Annotated in this window: 16 protein-coding genes; 8 read left to right on the forward strand and 8 right to left on the reverse strand. The window is 72.9% G+C overall.

All coding sequences use genetic code 11. The annotated features are described in order from the left end of the window. The first annotated feature begins 390 nt into the window (after window positions 1-390). From SMD20_RS25235 to SMD20_RS25260, 6 genes are all read left to right on the forward strand, one after another. A complete protein-coding gene (locus tag SMD20_RS25235; RefSeq protein WP_329585340.1) occupies window positions 391-2,154 on the forward strand; it encodes a hypothetical protein in 1,764 nt (587 codons plus the stop codon). Window positions 2,155-2,265: 111 nt separating this feature from the next. Continuing rightward, window positions 2,266-3,459, forward strand: coding sequence for a glycosyltransferase (locus SMD20_RS25240; protein WP_329585343.1), 1,194 nt, complete (start codon window positions 2,266-2,268; stop codon window positions 3,457-3,459). Window positions 3,460-3,469: 10 nt separating this feature from the next. Next, window positions 3,470-4,168, forward strand: coding sequence for a class I SAM-dependent methyltransferase (locus tag SMD20_RS25245; RefSeq protein WP_329585345.1), 699 nt, complete (start codon window positions 3,470-3,472; stop codon window positions 4,166-4,168). Between the two features lie 60 nt (window positions 4,169-4,228). After that, window positions 4,229-4,933 carry a polysaccharide deacetylase family protein gene (locus SMD20_RS25250; RefSeq protein WP_329585347.1) on the forward strand — a complete coding sequence of 235 codons (705 nt, stop codon included), beginning with the start codon at window positions 4,229-4,231 and terminating at the stop codon, window positions 4,931-4,933. Between the two features lie 34 nt (window positions 4,934-4,967). Further along, window positions 4,968-6,440: a hypothetical protein gene (locus SMD20_RS25255; RefSeq protein WP_329585350.1), complete on the forward strand. Its 1,473-nt coding sequence runs from the start codon at window positions 4,968-4,970 to the stop codon at window positions 6,438-6,440. Between the two features lie 25 nt (window positions 6,441-6,465). Next, window positions 6,466-7,599, forward strand: coding sequence for a carboxylate-amine ligase (locus SMD20_RS25260; RefSeq protein ID WP_329585352.1), 1,134 nt, complete (start codon window positions 6,466-6,468; stop codon window positions 7,597-7,599). Here SMD20_RS25260 and SMD20_RS25265 read toward each other — a convergent pair. The 4 genes from SMD20_RS25265 to guaA form a co-directional block, all read right to left on the reverse strand. Next, on the reverse strand, window positions 7,596-8,063 hold the full coding sequence (locus SMD20_RS25265; protein WP_329585354.1) for a response regulator: 468 nt from the start codon (window positions 8,061-8,063) through the stop codon (window positions 7,596-7,598). The genes SMD20_RS25260 and SMD20_RS25265 overlap by 4 nt on opposite strands. Further along, on the reverse strand, window positions 8,060-9,649 hold the full coding sequence (locus SMD20_RS25270; RefSeq protein ID WP_329585356.1) for a sensor histidine kinase: 1,590 nt from the start codon (window positions 9,647-9,649) through the stop codon (window positions 8,060-8,062). The genes SMD20_RS25265 and SMD20_RS25270 overlap by 4 nt, the downstream gene beginning before the upstream one ends. Continuing rightward, a complete protein-coding gene (locus SMD20_RS25275; protein ID WP_329585358.1) occupies window positions 9,646-10,824 on the reverse strand; it encodes a PP2C family protein-serine/threonine phosphatase in 1,179 nt (392 codons plus the stop codon). The genes SMD20_RS25270 and SMD20_RS25275 overlap by 4 nt, the downstream gene beginning before the upstream one ends. 153 nt (window positions 10,825-10,977) lie before the next feature. After that, window positions 10,978-12,525, reverse strand: coding sequence for a glutamine-hydrolyzing GMP synthase (gene guaA / locus SMD20_RS25280; RefSeq protein WP_329585361.1), 1,548 nt, complete (start codon window positions 12,523-12,525; stop codon window positions 10,978-10,980). Window positions 12,526-12,622: 97 nt separating this feature from the next. On the opposite strand from guaA, the gene SMD20_RS25285 reads away from it, so the two are divergent. Continuing rightward, on the forward strand, window positions 12,623-13,552 hold the full coding sequence (locus tag SMD20_RS25285; RefSeq protein WP_329585364.1) for a hypothetical protein: 930 nt from the start codon (window positions 12,623-12,625) through the stop codon (window positions 13,550-13,552). Window positions 13,553-13,586: 34 nt separating this feature from the next. On the opposite strand, the gene SMD20_RS25290 is transcribed toward SMD20_RS25285, so the two are convergent. Next, the gene (locus tag SMD20_RS25290) at window positions 13,587-15,077 is read right to left on the reverse strand and encodes a DUF885 family protein (RefSeq protein ID WP_329585367.1); all 1,491 of its coding nucleotides are present in this window, start codon (window positions 15,075-15,077) and stop codon (window positions 13,587-13,589) included. A gap of 77 nt (window positions 15,078-15,154) precedes the next feature. Here SMD20_RS25290 and SMD20_RS25295 point away from each other — a divergent pair, with 77 nt between their 5' ends. After that, window positions 15,155-15,898, forward strand: a complete 744-nt coding sequence (locus tag SMD20_RS25295) for an N-acetyltransferase (RefSeq protein ID WP_329585369.1) — start codon at window positions 15,155-15,157, stop codon at window positions 15,896-15,898. On the opposite strand, the gene SMD20_RS25300 is transcribed toward SMD20_RS25295, so the two are convergent. From SMD20_RS25300 to SMD20_RS25310, 3 genes are read right to left on the reverse strand one after another with little or no spacing between them, the layout of a single operon-like run. Next, entirely contained in the window at window positions 15,879-16,877 is a 999-nt protein-coding gene (locus SMD20_RS25300; protein WP_329585372.1) for a PLP-dependent cysteine synthase family protein, read from the reverse strand. The genes SMD20_RS25295 and SMD20_RS25300 overlap by 20 nt on opposite strands. Window positions 16,878-16,930: 53 nt before the next feature. Next, window positions 16,931-18,580 (reverse strand): GMC family oxidoreductase, encoded by a 1,650-nt coding sequence (locus SMD20_RS25305; protein WP_329585375.1) that lies wholly within the window; start codon window positions 18,578-18,580, stop codon window positions 16,931-16,933. Further along, on the reverse strand, window positions 18,577-20,082 hold the full coding sequence (locus tag SMD20_RS25310; RefSeq protein ID WP_329585378.1) for a succinic semialdehyde dehydrogenase: 1,506 nt from the start codon (window positions 20,080-20,082) through the stop codon (window positions 18,577-18,579). Before SMD20_RS25310 ends, SMD20_RS25305 begins: the two co-directional genes overlap by 4 nt. Window positions 20,083-20,142: the final 60 nt, after the last annotated feature.

Here is a 20,142-nt window from a genome sequence, read left to right on the forward strand (position 1 = left end):
TTGGCGGTCGGGTATGCGGTCGAGGTGCTGGCCTATCTGCCGGCTCGGGCGGTTGGGATGCCGAGGTTGGTGCTGGTTCCGTCCGTACTGGTGGTCGGGGCTTTCGTGGTGGTGCCCGGGTTGCGGCGGTTCTGGGGGCAGTCGGGGCTAGTGCGGGCGCGGGGGCGATGCGGACCGGAGCGAGTGTCCGTGCGGTGCGGGCGCGAGTGGTACGGGCGGGAGCGGGTCCCCGGGTGGCGCGGGCGAGAGCGGGAGCGGGAGTCGGGGTGGTGTGGGCGGGAGCGGGTGCCGGCGTGGTGTGGGTGGGTGTTGGGTGGGGTGGTTGGGTATCTGGTGGTGTGGAGTGCGTTGTTCCTGTATCGGGTGCCGGTCGGGAAGGCGTACGTGGACATGCCTTATCACCTGGCGCTGCTCGGGGAGGTCAAGCGGGAGGTGCCGCCCACGTTCCCGTCGGTGCTGGGTGAGCCGCTTCCCTACCACTGGTTCGTGTACGCCGAGATGGCGGCGACGAGCTGGGTGACCGGGATCGAGCCCGTCACGCTGGTCTACCGGCTCTCCACGTTGCCGATGACCGCCGCCTTGGTGGTGCTGGTGGCGGCGGTGGGACGGCGGGTGGGCGGGAGCTGGGCGGCGGGGGTGGCGGCGGTCGGGGTCACGTACTTCCTGTTCGGGCCCGTGTTGCAGGACGGTGTGGTGTTCACGACGCGGTCGATGTTCACGGCTTGGGCCAGCCCGACGCAGACGTTCGGGGCGCTGCTCTTCGCGCCCGTGGTGTTGTTGCTGGTGGGTGGGGTGCGGGGGCGGGCTTGGGTGGTGCTGGTGCTGCTGGTGGCGGTGCTGGCGGGGGCCAAGGCGACGTTCCTGCCGTTGTTGCTGGCCGGGGCGGTGCTGGTGGCGGGGGTTCGGTGGGTGGTGGAGCGGCGGGTGCCGGGGCGGTGGCTGGGGGTGGCGGGGCTCGCGCTCGGGGGTCTGGTGGTGGCGCAGGCGGTGGTGTTCGGGAGGGGGACTCAGGGGACGGAGATCGCGCCTTTCGCGACCATGCGGGTGTTGTGGGGGGTCGTGACCGGGGGTTCTCAGGGCGAGCCGGCGACGCTTCAGGCGGGGGCGGGGCCGGGGGCGGTGTGGGTTTTGGGGGTTCTGGCCGCGGTGCAGTTGTTCTGTTGTGCGTGTGTGTGGGGCGGGGTGGCTGGGCTGGGGTGGCGGCGGATGGCGGAGCCGGATGTTCTGCTGCTGGTGGGGATGGGGGGTGCCGGGGTCGGGGCGGTTCTGGTGCTGGGGCATCCGGCGGGGTCGCAGCTGTACTTCCTGGAGAGTGTTCGGCCTTATCTGTCGGTTGCGGCGGTTTGTGGGGTGGCCGTGGCCGGGCGGGCGTGGGCGGGTGACGGGAAGTCGGTCGCGCGGGTGGTGGGCGCGTGGGTGGCCGTCGGCGCGGGGGTGGCGGTGATGGTCGCCGGGGTCCAGCGGGTGTTGCGGGGGTCCGGGCGGGTGGAGGCGGGTCTGGGTGGGTTGATGTGGGTGGTGGGGCCCTATCTGGTGCTGATGGCGGTTGTCCTGCTGGTGGCGATCGTGGTGCTCAGGGTGGCCGTGGGGGTGCGGAGGAGCGCGGTTGTGCCTGCTCGGGCCGGTGTTGTGTTGGGGGTTGTGGGGGTCATGGCGGGGTACGGCGTGCCGGCGTCGGCGGTTGAGGTGGTTCGGCATGTGGTGCCGGATGAGGGGCGGCGGGAACGGGTGGTGCCGCGAGGCGGGCGGGAGGCGGCACGGTGGTTGCGGGAGCACTCGCGGCCCGATGACGTCGTCGCGACCGATCTGCACTGTCGTCCGGTCATCGTGCCGGGGTGCGACAGCAGGCACTACTGGGTGGCGGGGTTCAGTGAGCGGCGGGTGCTCGTGGAGGGGTGGGCGTACGCCGAGAGCACGTTGTCGCGGGCCAGGGCGTACGGCGGGTCATACCTGAGCGTGCCGTTCACGGACGCGGCGCGGCTCGCCGCCAACGACGCGGTGTTCGCGGCGCCGACGCGGGAGAACGTCCGGCGGCTCGCCGGCGGATACGGGGTCCGGTGGCTTTTCACCAGGGTCAATCCGGAGCTCGACGGCTACGCCGCTCTGCGTTTCCGTAACAGGGCGTTCTCCGTGTACGAGCTTCCCGCCGGGTAAAAGGATGCTCCTCTTCGGGGCATGCGCGCAGAAAACCCGCCCGCCCCGCGAGGGGCCCCAGCAGCATTTTCCTGAACGACGGCCACCCTAGGCGAAGGATCAGGGAGCTCGATGGACACGCGCGCCGCCATGCAGCCGACCTTCCGCGTCCTGGGCACGGCGGCCCGTCGGGCGAGCGTCGACATCGTCATTCCCGTGCTCAACGAGGAACGCGCCCTTCCTGGCTGCGTCCGTACGCTTGCGGCCTTCCTCGACGGCGGTTTCCCGCTGCCGTGGCGCATCACGATCGTGGACAACGGCAGCACCGACGCCACCTGGCCGGTCGCGACCGCGCTGGCCGGCGAGTACGACCGCGTCCACGCGCGGAGGATCGACGTACGCGGCCGGGGCGCGGCGTTGCGGGCGGCCTGGCGGGAGAGCCAGGCCGACATCGTGGCGTACATGGACGTGGATCTGTCCACGGATCTCGGCGCGCTGTTTCCGCTGGTCGCGGCGGTGGCCAGTGGGCATTCCGAGATCGCGATCGGCACCCGGCTGGGCCGTGGCGCGCGCATCCGCCGCTCGGTACGCCGGGAGGTGATCTCGCGCGGGTACAACGCGCTGCTCAGGCACGGGTTCCGGGCGGGGTTCAGCGACGCGCAGTGCGGGTTCAAGGCGGCGAGGGCCCGCGTGGTACGGCCGCTCATGGACAAGGTCGAGGACGACGGCTGGTTCTTCGACACCGAGTTGCTGCTGCTCGCCGAGCACAACGGGCTGCGCGTGCACGAGGTGCCGGTGGACTGGGTGGAGGATCTGGACTCGCGGGTCCAGGTGGTCCGTACGGCGATCGACGACCTGCGGGGCCTGGTCCGGGTGGCGTGGTCGATGGCGGCGGGGCGGGCGCGCGTTCCGATGGTCCGGCCCGAGCTGGTGCCGTGCCATCCGGACGCGCTGCCGCCGCGCCGACGCGGAGGACGCCCGCGAGGAGGACGGTCGCGAGGAGGATGGCCGCCGGGCCGGCCGTTCGCCGGCTCGCTGCACGTGTTGTTCTCCGCCGTTCTCTATGCGATGGTTTATTGGCCGATGCGGGATTTCCAGGAACCCGCTACGGCGGCCACGTGCGCGCTTGTCCTGGCTGGCACCGCCGGCGCCGTGCTCAGTTTCCGCACGGCGCTGTTCTTCGCCGTGAATCTCGCGCTCACCGTGGCCCTCCTGCACACGCTGCCGCCACAGGCCGGGCGGATGGCCGAGGTGGGCGTGGTCGTCGCCGCGTACTGCCTGCTCATGGTGATCCGCGCCGCCACATCGCCCCTCACGAGGAACTGAGAACACATCAATGGAGACCGAGGAGATCCGCCGGCTCATCGCGCTGGAGGACGCCCACTGGTGGTACCGCGAGCGCCGCGCGATCCTGCGCCGGGAGCTGCGCGAGCTGGGCCGGCCCGGAGTGGCGCTGGACATCGGCGCGGCGGGCGGGGGCAACACCCGGGTGCTCGCCGAGGCGGGCTGGGACGCGACCGCCACCGACACCGACGAGTCGGCTCTGGAGATGGCGCGGCAACGCGGGGTCCCGGCGGTCCGGGCGGACGCGCGGGCGCTGCCGTTCGGGTCGGGCAGCGTCGATCTGGTGACCGCGTTCGACGTGCTGGAGCACATCCGCGAGGACCACCTGGTCACCGAGGAGATCGCGAGGGTGCTGGCGCCCGGCGGGCACGTGCTGATCGCGGTGCCGTGCGACATGGCGCTGTGGTCGGCGCACGACGACGCGGTGGGGCACGTACGCCGCTACCGGCGGGAGTCGCTGACGACCGTGGTCGAGAAGGCCGGGCTGAAGGTGGACCGCGTCTGGAGCTGGAACGTGCTGCTGCGGCCCGTGGTCAAGTGGCATCGGCGGCGGTCGGTGGGGAGCGATCTGAGCAAGGTGCCGGCGTTGCTCAACGCGGGGTTGTCGGCGGTGATCCGGGCTGAACGGTATCTGCCGGTGGGGTCGTTGCGCGGGGTGAGCCTGTTCCTGCGGGCCCGGCTCCAGCGCTGATCCAGCCGAGTGATCAGGGCGGGGGCGCGGGCGTGTCCGGTTGGCTCTAGGCTTGCGGTCGTGGTGACTCATGCCCTCCTCGCCGCCGCCCTGACCCTGTCGTCCGGCCCGGCCGCCACCGCCGCCTCCACCTCCACCGCCGCCGAGGCGCGGGTGGACTGCGCCCGCGTGAAGTGCCTGGCGCTGACCTTCGACGACGGTCCCGGCGCGCAGACCCCCGCGCTGCTCAAGACGCTGCGCAAGGCGAACGCCAAGGCGACGTTCTTCCTGGTCGGCAAGCGGGTCGAAGAGCTCCCGAAGATCGCCAGGCAGACGCTGGCCGAGGGGCACGCGGTCGGTGACCACACCTACTCGCACCAGTCGCTCAGGGCGTTGCTGGACGAGGAGATCAGCCAGGAGATCCGGGTCGGGCGGGACGCCATCCAGCAGGCGACGGGATACCGGCCGACGATGTTCCGCCCGCCGTACGGACACACCGACGACCGCGTGCTGCGGATCGCCGACGAGGCCGGGATGTCGCAGATCATGTGGACCGGCACGACGCTCGACTGGTCGCTCCGCGACGCCCGCAAGATCACCGCGACCGTGCTCAAGCTGGCCAAGCGCGACGGCGTGATCCTCATGCACGACACGGTCCCGGCCACCGTCAAGGCGATGCCCGGCATCCTCAAGGAGCTGAAGAAGCAGGGCTACCACCTCGTCACGGTCCCGACGCTGGCCCGCGGCGGCGGCAAGGCGCTGGAGCCCGGAGTGAGCTACCCCTGACGACGCCCGACTCCCGGTTCCGATGGCGAGAATCATGGGGAGCGACGGCGCCCCGGCGGGCCTGACCCGGCCCCTGCGCGCCTGGCCGGCGCTCGCCACCTTCATCGTCGCCCAGGCGGGGCTCGCGTGCTGGTGGGCGGCCTACTACCCCGGTCTGTTCAGCCGCGACTCGGTCCTCTACCTCAGCCACACGCTCGCCGGCCCCTGGGTGAGCGATCACTCGGTGCTCTACGACGCGCTGATGTGGCTGAGCTTCACGAGGACCGGTGACCTGGGCGCGGTCACGTTCGGGCAGACGACGGCCATGGCGGCGGCGCTGACGTTCCTGGCGCAGTCGCTGAAGGCGGTGGGGGCGCCGCGCCGGCTCACCACGGCGGTGGCGATGCTGATGCCGCTCGCGCCGCCCGTGGGGGCGTTCACGGTCACGTTGTGGAAGGACGTGCCGTTCACGATCTGCGCGGTGGCGATCGCGGGGGTGTGCGCGCGCTTCGCGGCGGCGCGGCGGGTGAGCGGGCCGGGGCTCGCCGGGCTGGCGGCGCTGACGCTGGCGCTCGGGCTGTTCCGGGCGAACGGCTTTCTCGTGGTGGGCGTGGCCGTGGCGGTGCTGGTCCTCGTCGTCAGGGCCGGCCGGGTGCGGCTGCTGCTGGCCGGCGCGGTCGCGGCGGCGCTGCCGCTGGTGCTGACGAACGCGGCGTTCCCGCGGTTCGGGATCGTCGCCCCGTCCTCGACGTACGTCTACCACACGGCCTTCGGCGACGTCGCGGTGGCCTTCCGCGACCGGCCGAAGCTGTTCGGCGAGCGGGACCGGGCGCTGCTGGAGTCGGTGGCGCCGCTGGACCGCTGGTGGTGGGGCGGCACCTGTTCCACGGTCAACACGCTGATCTGGCGGGAGGACTTCAGCTGGCAGCAGGCCGACGCGCACGCCGGCGAGCTGCTCGCCCTGTGGCGGCGACTGCTGGTCGAGGATCCCGGGCTGATGGTGGAGACCCGGCTGTGCCGTGGCGCGATCGCCTGGCGGCCGGTGGGCGATCCGCTGCTGACGGGCGGGACGACGTACCGGCTGTCGCTGCGGCCGACCGCCGACACCTACGTCGGGCCCGGCAAGGTGCCGGACTTTCCCGGCCGGTGGGTGTTCTCGCTGCGCCCGCTGTCGTACGAGCTGTACCAGGTGGCCGATCCCTGGCTGACGGGGTCGCTGGCCCCCGAGTACGACTGGGCGCTGTGGCGGGGGGCGTCGTGGGCGTACCTGTCGTACCTGGCGGTGGCGGCGGGGGCGCTGGCCGGGCGGAACCGGTACGTGCTGGGCGTCGCGGCCGTGGTCGCCGGGCAGCAACTGGCGGTCCTGGCCAACATCTCGGCCCAGGACTTCCGCTACATGGCCGCCCCGATCCTCATCGGCGCGCTGCTGACGCCGCTGCTCCTCGGCAGCCTGTGGCGCCTAGCTCGCTTCGCAGCTGCCTTCAACAGGTGCAAAAGGCTCATTTCTGGAAAGAGGACGGCTCCTTGAACCGGGCATAGAGGCGGGAGAGATCATGGCAGGTCAGACGGGATCCTTCACGGTGGGCGTCGAGGAGGAGTTCCACATCGTGGACCTGCGGACCAGGCACCTTTCGACCCGCTCGGGGCCGCTGCTCGACGCCCTGCCGAAGGGACGTTTCTCCGAGGAGTTGCAGCGTTCCACGATCGAGGCCAACAGTGCGCCGTTCGCCCGCCTTGAGGACCTCGCCGCGGACCTCTGCGAGCTGCGCGGCCAGCTCGTGCAGGCCGCGCACGAGCTGGGGCTGGGCATCGTCGCGGCCGGCACGGTGCCGCTCGCCGACAAGTCGCGCATGAAGGTGTCGGACGACCCGCGCTACGAGCGCATGCTGGACGACTACCAGCTTCTCACCCGTGAACAGCTCATCTGCGGCACGCAGGTGCACGTCGAGATCGAGGACAAGGACCTCGCGACGGCGGTGGCGCACAGCGTGACGCCGTGGCTGCCGCCGCTGCTGGCGCTGTCGTGCAGCTCGCCGTTCTGGTTCGGCGAGGACACCGGGTACGCCAGCTACCGCACGCTCGTGTGGCAGCGCTGGCCCACGTCGGGGCCGATGGCCAAGTTCGACTCCGCCGCCGACTACGAGCGGATGGTCCAGGACCTCATCCAGGCCGGTACGATCACCGACCCCGGAATGATCTACTTCGACGTGCGGCCGTCCGCGCACGTGCCGACGGTGGAGCTGCGGATCTGCGACTCCTGCCCGCGGGTGGACGACATCGCGCTCATCGCCGGGCTGTTCCGGGCGCTGGTGATCCGGGAGCTGGCGGCGGTGCGGCGGGACCCGTACCGCGAGATGCAGCTGGAGCCGGTGCGCGCGGCCACCTGGCAGGCGACCCGGTCCGGGCTGGAGGGCGACCTCGTGGACCCGGTCGAGGGCGTGCCGCGGCCCGCCGGCGAGGTGTTCATGAACCTGGTGGACGGGCTGCGGCCGGAGCTGGAGGAGGCGGGCGACTGGGAGCTGGTGTCCACCCTGGCCCGTGAGGCGCTGGCGCGGGGCAGCTCGGCCGCCCGGCAGCGGCGTGCGTACCAGCGGGAGGGCCGGCTGTCGGACGTGGTGGACCTGCTGCTCGACGAGACCCGGGAGTGCTCCTGGGACGGCCCGTCGTCCTACCGGCCGGCGGCCTAGGCTCCGGGACTGCTGCCCGGCGCCTGGAGGCGGCCGGGCAGCCGCACCACGGTGACGAAGAACTCGTCGATCTGGCGGATGACGGCCAGGAACCGCTCCAGGTCGACGGGTTTGGTGACGTACGCGTTGGCGAACAGGTCGTAGCTGCGCAGGATGTCCTCCTCGGCCGAGGAGGTCGTGAGGACGACGACGGGGATCGCGCGCAGCTCGGGATCGCCCTTGATCTTCTCCAGGACCTGGCGGCCGTCGTACTTCGGCAGGTTGAGGTCGAGCAGGATGAGGTCGGGGCGGGGGGCGTCGGCGTACCCGCCGCGCCGGTAGACGAAGTCGAGCGCCTCCAGGCCGTCCCTGACGACGTGGAGGTTGTTCTGGATCTTGTTGTCCTCGAACGCCTCGCGGGTGATCAGCTCGTCGCCGGGATCGTCCTCGACGAGGAGCACTTCGATGGCCTGCGCAGTGGTCATGAGTCGCTTTCTTGATCGGGCTCGGAAACGGGCCCGGAAACGGGCAGGGTGAAGCGGATGCGGGTGCCTCCGGTGTAGCCGGTGTCGAGCCAGATGCGGCCCCCGTGGTTCTCGACGATCTTCCGGCACATCGCCAGGCCGATGCCCGTGCCGCCGTAGGTCTCGCGGTTGTGCAGGCGCTGGAAGATGACGAAGATCTTCTCGGCGAACTCGGCCTCGACGCCGATGCCGTTGTCCTCGACCGCGAACGCCCACTCGCCCTCGTCGCCGCGCTCGCAGGTGATGCGGATCTCCGGGGTCTCCCCCGCGCGGCGGAACTTGATCGCGTTGCCGAGGAGGTTCTGCCAGAGCAGGCCGAGCATCGTCCGGTCGCCCATGACGGTGGCCAGCTCGGCCGGGCGCTCGACGCGGGCCCCGGACTCCTCGACGGCCGCGCCGAGGTCGTCGAGCGCCTTGTCGAGCACGTCGTCCAGCTCGACCGGCTTGCGGTCGTCGTACATGCGGCCGACGCGGGAGAAGCTGAGCAGGTCGTTGATGAGCACCTGCATGCGGGTGGCGCCGTCCACGGCGAAGTGGATGTACTGGGTGCCACGCTCGTCCAGCACCGAGCCGTAGCGTTTCTGCAGGAGCTGGCAGAACGTGGCGATCTTGCGCAGCGGCTCCTGGAGGTCGTGCGAGGCGACGTACGCGAACTGCTCCAGCTCGGCGTTGGAGCGGCGCAGCTCCACGGCCTGCGCGTCGAGGTCGGCGGCCTGGGCGCGCAGCTGGCCCTGGTGCTCGTGCGACTCCTGCAGCGCGTGCACCATCTTCTTGCGCATCAGGTTCACGTCGCGGGACAGCTCGCGGATGTCCGCCGGGCCCCGCTCGGGGATCGGATGGTCGAAGTCGCCGGTCGCGATGTGCCGGGAGGCCACCCGCAGCTCGTCCAGGGGCCGGCCGACCGCCCGGCGCAGCAGGATCGCCATCGCGAGGCCGGCCAGCAGGAACAGCACGACCATGGCGAGGAAGGCCCAGTCGCGGATGCGCTGCGCCGACCGCAGGTCGGCCTGCTCGGCGGCGCGGGCCTCGGTCAGCTCCGTGGAGAGCCGGTCGAGGCGGGACCGGATGGCGTCGAAGGTCTGTTTGCCGCTCTCGTTGCCCGCCTCGGGGACGGCGGCGTCGGCCCGCTTGGCGGCGATGGCGGGCTCGGCGTACGCCCGCCGCCACGACGCGGCCTCGGCGCGGACCGCCTCGACCTCCGCGACGAGCTCCGGATGCTCCTGGAGCAGCGCCGCGATGCGCTCGACGCTGCCCTGCTCGGCCCGCACGCCCTCGGTGTACGGGTCCAGGAAGTCACGCCGCCCGGTGAGGAGGTAGCCGCGGACGCCGGTCTCCTGGTTGAGCAGGGCGTTCTCCAGCTGGGCGGCCTCGATCCTGGCCGGGGAGAGCCGCTCGATGAGCTGGTCGGACAGGCGGGCGGTGCGGTCCAGCATGAGGGTGGCGACCACGGCGCAGACGATCACCAGCACCGCCGCGACTGCCAGCACGACGACGAACCAGGCGTGGACCGTCAGGCGGCGCCAGCCGCGCACGGGGGAAGCGTTCACAGCTCGTCTTTCCAGCGGAGGTGGACCACGGCGAGGTCGTCGGCGGCGGTCTCGGGGGCGGCGGTCTCGACGTCCTCGACCAGCGCGTCGATGAAGGACTGCCCGTCGAGGTGCGCCCGCCGCCTGGCCAGCTCCAGCAGGCCCTCCTCGCCCAGCCAGCGAGCCCGCTCGCCGGGCAGGCGGCGCTCGAACAGGCCGTCGGTGAACAGCGTCAGCCCGCCGCCCGGCGGCAGCTCCATGACGTGCTGCTCCCAGTCGCTCTCGACGGGCAGGCCGAGCGCGGGGCCCTGCGCCGGCTCGGCCAGGGAGATGCCCTCGGGGGTGTGGACGAGCATGCCGGGGTGGCCGGCCCGCCAGACGCGGATCGTGCGCTGGTCCGGCTCCAGCACGAGCGTGGACATCGTCACGAAGATCTCGGGGCTGGACCGCTCGGCGTCGAGGATGCGCTGGAGCTGCCGCAGCAGCGCGCCGCCCTCCAGCCCGCTCAGCACCAGCGCCCGCCAGGCGATGCGCAGGCAGACGCCGAGCGCCGCCTCGTCGGGGCCGTGACCGCACACGTCGCCGATCACCGCGTGCACGACCTTGTCGTCGGACTCGACGACGTCGAAGAAGTCGCCGCCGAGGGTGAGGGAGCCGCGGCTCGCCTGGTAGCGGGAGGCGACCTGGATCGGCATGGTCTCCAGCAGCGGGGTCGGCAGCAGGCCGCGTTCGAGCCGGGCGTTCTCCTTGGCGCGTACGCGCTCGGCGTGCAGCGCCACGGCGGCCTGCTCGGCCTGCTTGCGCTGCATGGCGTAACGCAGCGCCCGGCCCAGCCACTCGGCCTCCACCCGGCCCTTGACGAGGTAGTCCTGCGCGCCCGCGGTCACCGCGGCGAGGCCCGCCTGCTCCTCGGCGAGGCCCGTCAGCACCACGACGGCCGCGTCGCCGGCCTCCTCCAGCACGGCCGACAGCGCGGAGAACTCGTAGGCGTCGGGCAGGTCGAGATCGAGCAGCACGCACTGGGGGCGCAGCCGCGCCAGCGCCTGCCGCGCCTGCTTCACCGAGCGCGCCCATTCCAGGCGTACGGCCAGGCCGCTGTCCTCCAGCAGCTCGCGGACGATCAGCGCGTCCTGCGGGTCGTCCTCGACCAGCAGGACCAGCGGCGCCGCGTCGCTGTGCTCACCAGCTTGGGGCATACAGGCGTGTCATCCTTCCCGCCCGCGCCAGGTGCCCCCGCGCCGGCCGGCGCCTCGGGCGTCCCGTCACCAACCTGGTCGCGAGTTGGCGCAGAGCCAGATTCACTTCCCCCCGTTGTCACGATTATGCGCGGCTTCGCCAGATCGATGGGCTCACTCCCACTCGATGGTGCCCGGGGGCTTGCTCGTCACGTCGAGGACCACCCGGTTGATCTCGCGTACTTCGTTGGTGATGCGGGTGGAGATGCGCGACAGCACGTCGTAGGGGACCCGCGACCAGTCGGCGGTCATCGCGTCCTCGGAGGTGACCGGGCGCAGCACCACCGGGTGGCCGTAGGTGCGGCCGTCGCCCTGCACGCCCACCGAGCGCACGTCGGCCAGCAGCACCACCGGGCACTGCCAGATCTGCCGGTCGAGGCCGGCCCGCGACAGCTCCTCGCGGGCGATCGCGTCGGCCTCGCGCAGGATCTCCAGCCGCTCGCGGGTGACCTCGCCGACGATGCGGATGCCGAGACCGGGGCCGGGGAACGGCTGCCGCCAGACCATCGCGGCCGGCAGGCCCAGCTCCTCGCCCACGCGGCGCACCTCGTCCTTGAACAGCGTGCGCAGCGGCTCCACCAGCGTGAACTGCAGGTCCTCGGGCAGGCCGCCGACGTTGTGATGCGACTTGATGTTGGCGGTGCCGGTGCCGCCGCCCGACTCCACGACGTCGGGGTAGAGGGTGCCCTGCACCAGGAAGTCGACCGGGCCGTCGGCCATGATGGCGCGCTGCTCGTCCTCGAAGACGCGGATGAACTCGCGGCCGATGATCTTGCGCTTCTCCTCGGGGTCGGTGACGCCCGACAGCGCCTTGAGGAAGCGCTCGGCGGCGTCGACGACTCGCAGCTTGACGCCGGTGGCGGCCACGAAGTCGCGCTCGACCTGCTCGGCCTCGCCCTTGCGCAGCAGCCCGTGGTCGACGAAGACACAGGTCAGCCGGTCGCCGATGGCCCGCTGGACGAGCGCGGCGGCCACCGCGGAGTCGACCCCGCCGGACAGCGCGCAGATCGCCCGGCCGTCGCCGACCTGGCGGCGCACCGCCTCGACGGACTCCTCGACGATGTTGAGCATGGTCCAGCTCGGCCGGCAGCCGGCCGCCTCCAGGAAGTGCCTGAGCACCACCTGGCCGTGCTCGGAGTGCAGCACCTCCGGGTGGAACTGCACGCCGTAGAGGCCGCGGCCGGGGTGCTCGAAGGCGGCGACCGGCGTCTCGCCGGTGGAGGCGGTCACCGTGAAGCCCTCGGGCGCCGCCGCGACGCTGTCGCCGTGGGACATCCAGACCTGCTGGCTGGCCGGCAGCCCGGCGAAGATGACGCCCTCGTCGAGCACCTTGAGCGCGGTGCCGCCGTATTCGGCCACGCCGGTGCGGGCGACCGTGCCGCCGAGCGCCTGGGCCATGGCCTGGAAGCCGTAGCAGATGCCGAACGTGGGCACCCCGGTCGAGAACAGGCCGTGCGGCACCGGCGGCGCTCCCTCGGCGTAGACCGAGGAGGGCCCGCCGGACAGGATGATCGCCTTGGGGTTCTTCGCCATCATCTCCTCGACGGACATCGTCGACGGGACGATTTCGGAGTAGACGTGGCACTCGCGCACCCGCCGGGCGATGAGCTGCGCGTACTGTGCGCCGAAGTCGACCACCAGCACCGTGTCGAATTCTGACACCGAGAGAACCCCCCAAAGGCGAAGTGCGGTGACTCCAGTCTATCGGTCCCGGATATTACGCCTGGCCTGCCGCGGGCTCTCGTGCTAACACAGAACAATGGATCTTGTCTGGCCCGCGACCGCCTGGGCACTCTGGGTGGCCGCGCTGGCCGCGGCCGTCGTGGTGGCCGGCAGGGAGCGGCCCGCCGCCTTCCCCGCGCCCGCCGGGGAGCCGGATCCGCGGGCGGTGGGCGAGCTGCTGCGCGGGATGCGGGCGCAGGAGGTGTTCCACGCGACGCTGTGCGAGCTGGCCGAGCTCGGGCCGGCGCGGATCGAGGGCGACCGGCTCGCGCTCGTGCCCTTCCCTGTGGAGGAGGCGTTGCCGGCGTACCAGCGGTGGGCGCTGGAGCGGGTGCGGGCGCGGCTGGCGGGCCTCAACCTCGCCGACGCGGACGGGGCGCCGCTCGTCGCCCTCATGCCGGACGGGGCCGACCTGGAGGGCGAGTTCGCGCCGCTGGTCCGGCGGCGGGCGATCGACCTGGGGCTGGCCCGGCGGCGCTGGCCCAGCCTGATCGTGCCGGTCGGGCTGGCCGTCGCGCTGGCCGTCCCCTGGTACGTCACCGTCGCCGAGGCCGGGGTGTCCTGGCTGGGCGGGATCGCGACGATGGTGTCGTTCGTGGCGGGCGGGAGCCTGCTGCTCGGCGGGCGGGGGTTCCTGCTCACCGCGCGCGGCAGGGAGCTCGCGGCCCGGCCGTCGCCGCAGCGGGAGTGGATCTTCACCGGCAGCGGCTGGCAGGGGGATGACATCGAGCCCGCCGGGTACGCCGGCGGCCCCCGCCGCCACGAGGTGGCCGGGCACGTCGTCAAGCGGTGGCACGACGACGGGACGCGCTACCTCGCGCTGCACGACGGGCGTTCGGCGCGGGCCAAGGCGGTCGAGGTGGACCCGGGCACCTACAAGGACATCCTGCCGGGCGACTGCGTACGCCTGCTGGTGCGGCGCGAGGGCGACGCGGTGCGCGTCCTGGCCCACGAGCGCCACTGGTGACGGGCCCGCCGCAGCCGGGCGGGCCCGTACGGACCTACAGGATCGCGCCGATCAGTCCCAGCGGGGGCGCGCCGAGCGCCAGCAGCTCGCGGTGGAAGCGCTGCACCGTGCAGCCCGTGCCCCACTCCTTGCGCGCCTGCTCGCGCAGGTCGAGGATGAGCAGCTTGCCCCAGGTGTAGCGGCCGTACGTGGGGTCGAACGTGGCCCGCCTGGCCTCCGACAGCGCCGCGGGGCCGAGCAGGTGCGTGTCGGACTCGAAGCGCCGCGCGCCCTCCTCGACCGTGAACTGCCCGGTGTGCACGCCGATCGCGCAGGCGAGCCGGGTGACGCGGAGGAGCGCCTCCAGCCAGACGCCGATCTCGAAGCGCGGGTCGTCCGGCTCGAAGCCCTCCTCGACGCACAGCTCCTCGGCGTAGTGCGCCCAGCCCTCGATGAAGGCGCTCGACATGAGCAGCCTGCGCACCTCGGACGGGGCGTGGCGCATGGCGCGGGCGTGCGAGAAGTGCCCCGGCGCGACCTCGTGGACGTTGATCGCCGGCAGCGTCGTGTGGCTGAAGACCTCCAGCCACTCCTCCTGCTCCTGCCGCGGCCAGGACGGGTCCGGCGGCGTGATGTGGTACCAGGACGGGCCGTCGGGCTCGGCGGGCGCGTTCCACGCCATCATCGCCATGGCCCAGCTCCGCGACTCTGGCGCGAGGCCGACCAGGCACTCGCCGTCGTGGTACGGCACCAGGTCCTTCTCCCTGGTGAACGCGATGGCCTTGGCGGTGCCGACCCTGGCCGCCTCGATGACCTCGTCCGCGCCGGGGTGCTCCTTGACCAGCTCCCTCGCGACCTCCAGCGGCGGTTCCGTGCGGCCGAGCTTGGCGCAGGACTCGGCGAGCAGCGACATGAGCCGGTCGCGCTCGGCGTCGGCGCGCTCGGCCAGCCGCCCGAGGTCCACGGGCAGGCCCTCGGCGGTGCCCATGAGCCTGCTCAGGGCGTCGGCGCCGAGCGCGGCGTCGGGGTCGCCCTCGGCGGCGGCGCGTTCGAGGTGGGCGACGAGCCGGCCGTGCGCGGCCAGCGCGGCCTCGTCGGTGACGCCGGCCGCGAGGCCCTTGACCGCGCCCATGAGTGACCGCGCGACGGGGGCGCTGACCTGGTCGAGCGAGGCGATCGCGCCCTCGACGGCCTCGGGCCAGAGCGCGAGGTGGGCGGCCTTGGCCCTGGCGCGGTCCTCGGCGGGGCCGTAGTCGCGGTCGTAGCAGGCCAGTTCGAGGTTGGACAGGTGCGGCATCGGGTTCTTCCGGTGCAGCTCCAGCTCCCCGAACTGGCAGCGCAGGCTCTCCTCGAACACCTGTAGGTGCTCGGCGTCGTGCGGGTCGGCCGGCGCGGCGCCCTCGCCGAGCCGCGCCAGCCCGGCGCGCACGCCCTCGGGCGACAGGTCCTGGACGTGACCGTCGTACTCGTGCCTGCCGCCGGCCTCGCGCGCCTCGGCCACGATGAGGTCGGTGACCGCGCGCAGCCTGGGGGTGAGTTCTGTCATGGGCCGACGGTAGCGCACGGCGATCAAGCCCATTAAGGGGTGAAAAACCGGTGAAGGGTGATGTGACAATGATCGGCATGGCCCTGACGATCACCACTCTCGCCGAGCGGCCGGAGTTCGCCGCGACGCTGTGGGAGATGGACCACACCTGGCCGGAGTTCGCGCTCAACGACCCGCTCGCCGACCTGTTCTACCCCTTCACCGACACCACGTACGCCGAGTACGTCCTGGTGGCCGACGACGACGCCGACCCGGGGCGGGTGGTGGCGCGGGCCTGCATGATGCCGTACCGGTCGGAGGCCGCCGAGCTGCCCGACGACGGCTGGGACGGCGTGATCCGGCGCGGCTGGCTGGCCCGCGAGCGGGGGCAGCGCGCGAACGGCGTCTCCGCGCTGGAGATCAGCGTCCGCAAGGACCGGCAGGGCGAGGGGCTGTCGGGCGTCATGCTCCGGGCGATGCGCGAGCGCGCCGCCGCCCTCGGCTTCGCCGAGCTGGTCGCCCCCGTCCGCCCCAACCGCAAGCACCTGGAGCCCGGCACCCCCATGGCCGAGTACGCCTGGCGCACCCGCGAGGACGGCCTGCCGTACGACCCGTGGCTGCGGGTGCACGTACGGGTCGGCGGGAAGATCGTCAAGGTGGCCCCGAGGTCGATGGTGGTGGCGGGCACGCTGGCCGAGTGGCGGACGTGGACCGGCCTGCCCTTCGACCGCTCGGGCGAGGTCGAGGTGCCGGGCGCGCTGACCCCCGTGCACTGTCGCGTCGAGCACGACCACGCGGTCTACGTCGAGCCGAACGTCTGGGTCAGCCACCCTCTGAGCTGACGGGCCCGTGAACGCGGTCGCGGAGCGTGCCCAGGTGCCGGTCCACGTCGAGGCCCTTCGCCGCCGCCCAGGCGTCGTCGTGGCAGGTCGCCAGGTGGCGTTCGGCGGCGTCGCCGATCAGCGACACGATTGTGCCGCCCTCGCCCCGGGCGCGCAGACGTTCGACCAGCTCCAGCGCCGCCCAGAGGGCGGTGCCCGAGGAGGGGCCGACCGGCAGGCCGGTGACCTCGCGCAGGCGGCGGGCCGCCGCGACGCTCGCCGCGTCGGGCACGGGGACGACCAGGTCGACGAGGTCGAAACGGAAGCCGGGCTCGACGCGGGGGCGGCCGATGCCCTCGATCCGCGACGGCATGCCCGTGGCGTAGTCGGCGGCGTCGAGGGTCCAGCCGGGGAAGTAGGCGGAGTTGTCGGGATCGGCGACGGCCACGCGGCAGGGCAGGCCGAGCTCGCGGGCCCGCGCGCCGAGACCGGCCGAGGTCGCGCCGGTGCCCGCGCCCGTCACCACCCAGTCGGGCCGGACCTGGCCGAACAGCTCGTCGGCGAGGTCGTGCGGCGTCGCGCGGCCGAACTGGTCGAGGAAGTGGCCGCCGAGCGCGCGGGCGGCGTCGTAGATGGCGAGCGGCGGTGTCACGAAGCGGCACTCGCCGCCCAGCGCCTCCACCGGCCGCGCGCGGGCCTCGCTGCGCTCGCCCGGCATCACCACGACGTACGGCAGGCCGAGCCGCCGCGCGAACCACGCCTGCGCGACGGCGGCGTTGCCCCCGGTGGCCTCCACCACGGTCGTGCCCTCGGCGATCAGGCCCTCGGCGATCGCCCGCCGGAACAGGGCCCGCGCGTGGCGGTGCCTGAGGCTGCCGGTCGGCTGCCGCGACTCGTCCTTCAGCAGGAGCCGGACGCCCGGCGCGGCGACCGGGAACTCGATCAGCGGGGTCGGCGGCTCGGGGGCGAGGAGCGCGAGCGCGGAGGTGGTCCAGGTCACGCCCTCACCCTGCCATCCTCCGGCCCGCCGGAGCCCGCGCGTTCGCCACGGGCCTATTCGGGGAGTGCGGCGGGAGCGCCCGCAGGGACCGCCGGGTGGCGGGGGCGGACCGGGGCGAGCCGCGCGTACGCCGAGCCGAGCGGCGGACGCGGATCGGGCTCCCCCGCGTTGGGCCAGAACGACAGGGCGCGCTCGGCCTGGGCGGTGATGGTGAGCGACGGGTTGACGCCCAGGTTGGCCGAGACCGCCGAGCCGTCCACGACGTGCAGCCCCTCGTGGCCGTACACGCGGTGGTAGGGGTCGATGACGCCGGTGCCCGGCGAGTCGCCGATCGCGCAGCCGCCGAGGAAGTGGGCCGTGGTCGGGATGTCGAACAGGTCGAGCCACGTCCCGCCGGCCATGCCGCCGATCTCGGCGGCGGCGTGCCGCACCGCCTCGTGCCCGGCCGGGATCCAGGTCGGGTTGGGCTCGCCGTGCCCGAGCGAGGAGCGCAGCCCGAACCGGCTCCGGCGCACGGTGATCGAGTTGTCCTTGGCCTGCATGACCAGGGCGATGATGGTCCGCTCCGACCAGCGGCGCAGGTCGAACAGGCGCAGCGTGCGCAGGGGCCGCCGGGCCGCCTCGCGGGCGAAGGCGCGCCACCGGTTCTGGCCGCCGTCCACGAGCAGGGTGCGGAGCAGGCCCATGGCGTTGGAGCCGGCGCCGTAGCGTACGGGCTCGATGTGGGTCTCGGCGTCGGGGTGGATGGAGGAGGTGATCGCCACGCCGCCGTTGAGCTTCTCGCCGCCGCTCCCCAGGCGCTCGACGCCGAGCAGCGCCTCGGAGTTGGTCCGGGTCAGCGCCCCCAGCCGGGACGACAGGCGCGGCAGCACGCCCTCGTCGCGCAGCTTGTGGAGCAGGCGCTGGGTGCCGTACGTGCCCGCCGCGAAGACCACCTGCCGGGCGGCGAACGTACGGCGCCGCAGCGGCGAGCCCGTCCGGTGCGCGGACACCTGGTAGCCGCCGGACGGCAGGGGCCGCACCGAGGTGACCGTGCACTCCGGGTAGATCCTGGCCCCGGCCCGCTCGGCGAGATGGAGGTAGTTCTCGGTCAGCATGTTCTTGGCGCCGAAGCGGCAGCCGGTCATGCACGCGCCGCACTCGACGCAGCCGCGCCGCTCCGGTCCCGCCCCGCCGAAGTAGGGGTCCACGCCGTCCGGCCCGAAGTAGACGCCGACCGGGGCGAGGCGGAAGGTGCCGGCCACGCCCATCTTCGCGGCGACCCTGGTCATGATCTCGTCGCCGGGGGTGAAGGTGGGGTTGGGCACCACCCCGAGCATGCGTTTGGCCTGGTCGTAGTGGGGGGCGAGCTCGGCCCGCCAGTCGGTGATGCCCGCCCACTGCGGGTCGTCGAAGAACGGGGCCAGCGGCTCGTACAACGTGTTGGCGTACACCAGGGAGCCGCCGCCGACCCCGGCACCCGCCAGCACCATCACCTTGCTGCCCCGCTCGCCGCGCAGCAGGTGGATGCGCTGGATGCCCTTGAGCCCCAGCCACGGGGCCCAGAGGAAGTCGCGGATCCGCCAGGAGGTGACGGGCAGGGTGGTCGCGTCGAAGCGGCGGCCCGCCTCCAGCACGCCGACCCGGTAGCCCTTCTCGGCCAGGCGCAGCGCCGCGACGCTGCCGCCGAACCCCGAGCCGATGACGAGGACGTCGAAGCTCATCGGACGCCGAGTTTCCGCATCGCCTTGAGCGTGCCGGCCAGGACCCCGGCCCACGCCTCGGCCGTCAGGTCGAACGGCGGCTCGAAGCCCAGCCAGCCCGCCTGCGCGGCCACCGTCTTGGACTCGGTGTAGCGCAGCAGGCCCTCGGCGCCGTGGCGGCGGCCGAGGCCGGAGGACTTCATGCCGCCCATGGGGGCGTCGTAGGAGGCGTACGCGGAGCCGTACCCCTCGTTGATGTTGACCGTGCCGGCCTTGATCCGGGCGGCGAGCCCGCGTCCGCGCGCCACGTCGGAGGTCCAGACGGAGGCGTTGAGCCCGTAAATCGTGTCGTTGGCGAGCTCCACCGCCTCGTCGTCGGTCCCGAACGGGTAGAGCGCCACGACCGGGCCGAACGTCTCGTTCCTGCACAGCTCCATGTCCTCGGTGACGCCGGTGAGCACGGTGGGCTCGTAGAACAGCGGGCCGAGGTCGGGGCGGGCCCGGCCGCCGGTCAGCAGCCGCGCGCCCTTGGCGAGGGCGTCGTCCACGTGCGCGGAGACCGCGTCGAGCTGCCGCCGCGAGGACAGGGAGCCCATCTGGACCGACCAGTCGTGGCCCGCGCCCAGCTTGAGGTTGCCGACCTGCTTGACGAAGCGGCGGGCGAACTCCTCGAAGACGGACTCGTGCACGTAGAGGCGCTCGGTCGACAGGCAGAGCTGGCCCGCGCTGGTGAAGCAGGCGCGCAGCGCGCCCTGCACGGCCACGTCCAGGTCGGCGTCGTCGAGCACCAGCATCGGGTTCTTGCCGCCGAGCTCCAGCGAGCAGCCGATGAGCCGCTTGGCCGCCTCCTCGGCGATCTTCCTGCCGCCGCGCGTGGAGCCGGTGAACGCCACGTAGTCGGCGTGGTCCAGCAGCGCGTCGCCGATGTCGGCCGGCTCGCCCAGCACGACCTGCCAGATCTCGCGCGGCATGCCGAGCTCGACGAGCAGGTCGATGGTCCACAGCGTGGACCGGGCGGTCTGCGTGTCCGGTTTGTGGACGACGGCGTTCCCGGCCAGCAGCGCGGGGACGGTGTCGGTGACGCCGAGCGACAGCGGGTAGTTCCACGGGGAGATCACCGCGACCACGCCCTTGGGCTGGCGCAGCTCGGTGACCCGGGTGGCGAGCGGGAAGATGCCCTGGCGGCGGGCCGGGGCGAGCAGACGGGGCGCGCGGCGGGCGTAGTAGAGGCTGCAGCCCGCGACGTCGAGCACCTCCTCCATGGCGTGCTTGCGGGCCTTGCCGGTCTCGTCCTGGACGAGGTCGAGGATCTCGTCGCGGCGGTCGAGTATCGCGTCGTGCAGGCGCAGGAACGGCTCCGCCCGCGCGGCGGCGGGCCGCGCGGCCCACGCGGCCTGGGCGGAGCGCGCCCGCCGGTAGGCCGCCCCGACGTCCTCGACGTCGCTGAGGGCGAGCTCGGCGATGGTCTCGCCGGTGAAGGGCGAGATGATGTCCTGGGTCCTGCCGGGGGCGGTGGCACGCATGCCAGAAGGATATTCCGCTTGCCTACTCACCGGTAGTTTTTGCGGATCCGCGTGGTAGCG

Origin of the sequence: Nonomuraea sp. LP-02 (assembly GCF_036289125.1) — a bacterium.
GTDB classification, from domain to species: Bacteria; Actinomycetota; Actinomycetes; order Streptosporangiales; family Streptosporangiaceae; genus Nonomuraea; species Nonomuraea bangladeshensis.

Bases quoted from the DNA above. Each gene is read 5' to 3' on its own strand.
- SMD20_RS25285 (WP_329585364.1), top strand. From the start codon at position 12,623: ATGGATCTTGTCTGGCCCGCGACCGCCTGGGCACTCTGGGTGGCCGCG.
- SMD20_RS25235 (WP_329585340.1), top strand. From the start codon at position 391: ATGCCTTATCACCTGGCGCTGCTCGGGGAGGTCAAGCGGGAGGTGCCG.
- SMD20_RS25275 (WP_329585358.1), bottom strand. From the start codon at position 10,824: ATGCCCCAAGCTGGTGAGCACAGCGACGCGGCGCCGCTGGTCCTGCTG.
- SMD20_RS25295 (WP_329585369.1), top strand. From the start codon at position 15,155: ATGGCCCTGACGATCACCACTCTCGCCGAGCGGCCGGAGTTCGCCGCG.
- SMD20_RS25255 (WP_329585350.1), top strand. From the start codon at position 4,968: ATGGGGAGCGACGGCGCCCCGGCGGGCCTGACCCGGCCCCTGCGCGCC.
- SMD20_RS25310 (WP_329585378.1), bottom strand. From the start codon at position 20,082: ATGCGTGCCACCGCCCCCGGCAGGACCCAGGACATCATCTCGCCCTTC.
- SMD20_RS25265 (WP_329585354.1), bottom strand. From the start codon at position 8,063: ATGACCACTGCGCAGGCCATCGAAGTGCTCCTCGTCGAGGACGATCCC.
- SMD20_RS25240 (WP_329585343.1), top strand. From the start codon at position 2,266: ATGGACACGCGCGCCGCCATGCAGCCGACCTTCCGCGTCCTGGGCACG.
- SMD20_RS25245 (WP_329585345.1), top strand. From the start codon at position 3,470: ATGGAGACCGAGGAGATCCGCCGGCTCATCGCGCTGGAGGACGCCCAC.
- SMD20_RS25290 (WP_329585367.1), bottom strand. From the start codon at position 15,077: ATGACAGAACTCACCCCCAGGCTGCGCGCGGTCACCGACCTCATCGTG.
- SMD20_RS25260 (WP_329585352.1), top strand. From the start codon at position 6,466: ATGGCAGGTCAGACGGGATCCTTCACGGTGGGCGTCGAGGAGGAGTTC.
- SMD20_RS25305 (WP_329585375.1), bottom strand. From the start codon at position 18,580: ATGAGCTTCGACGTCCTCGTCATCGGCTCGGGGTTCGGCGGCAGCGTC.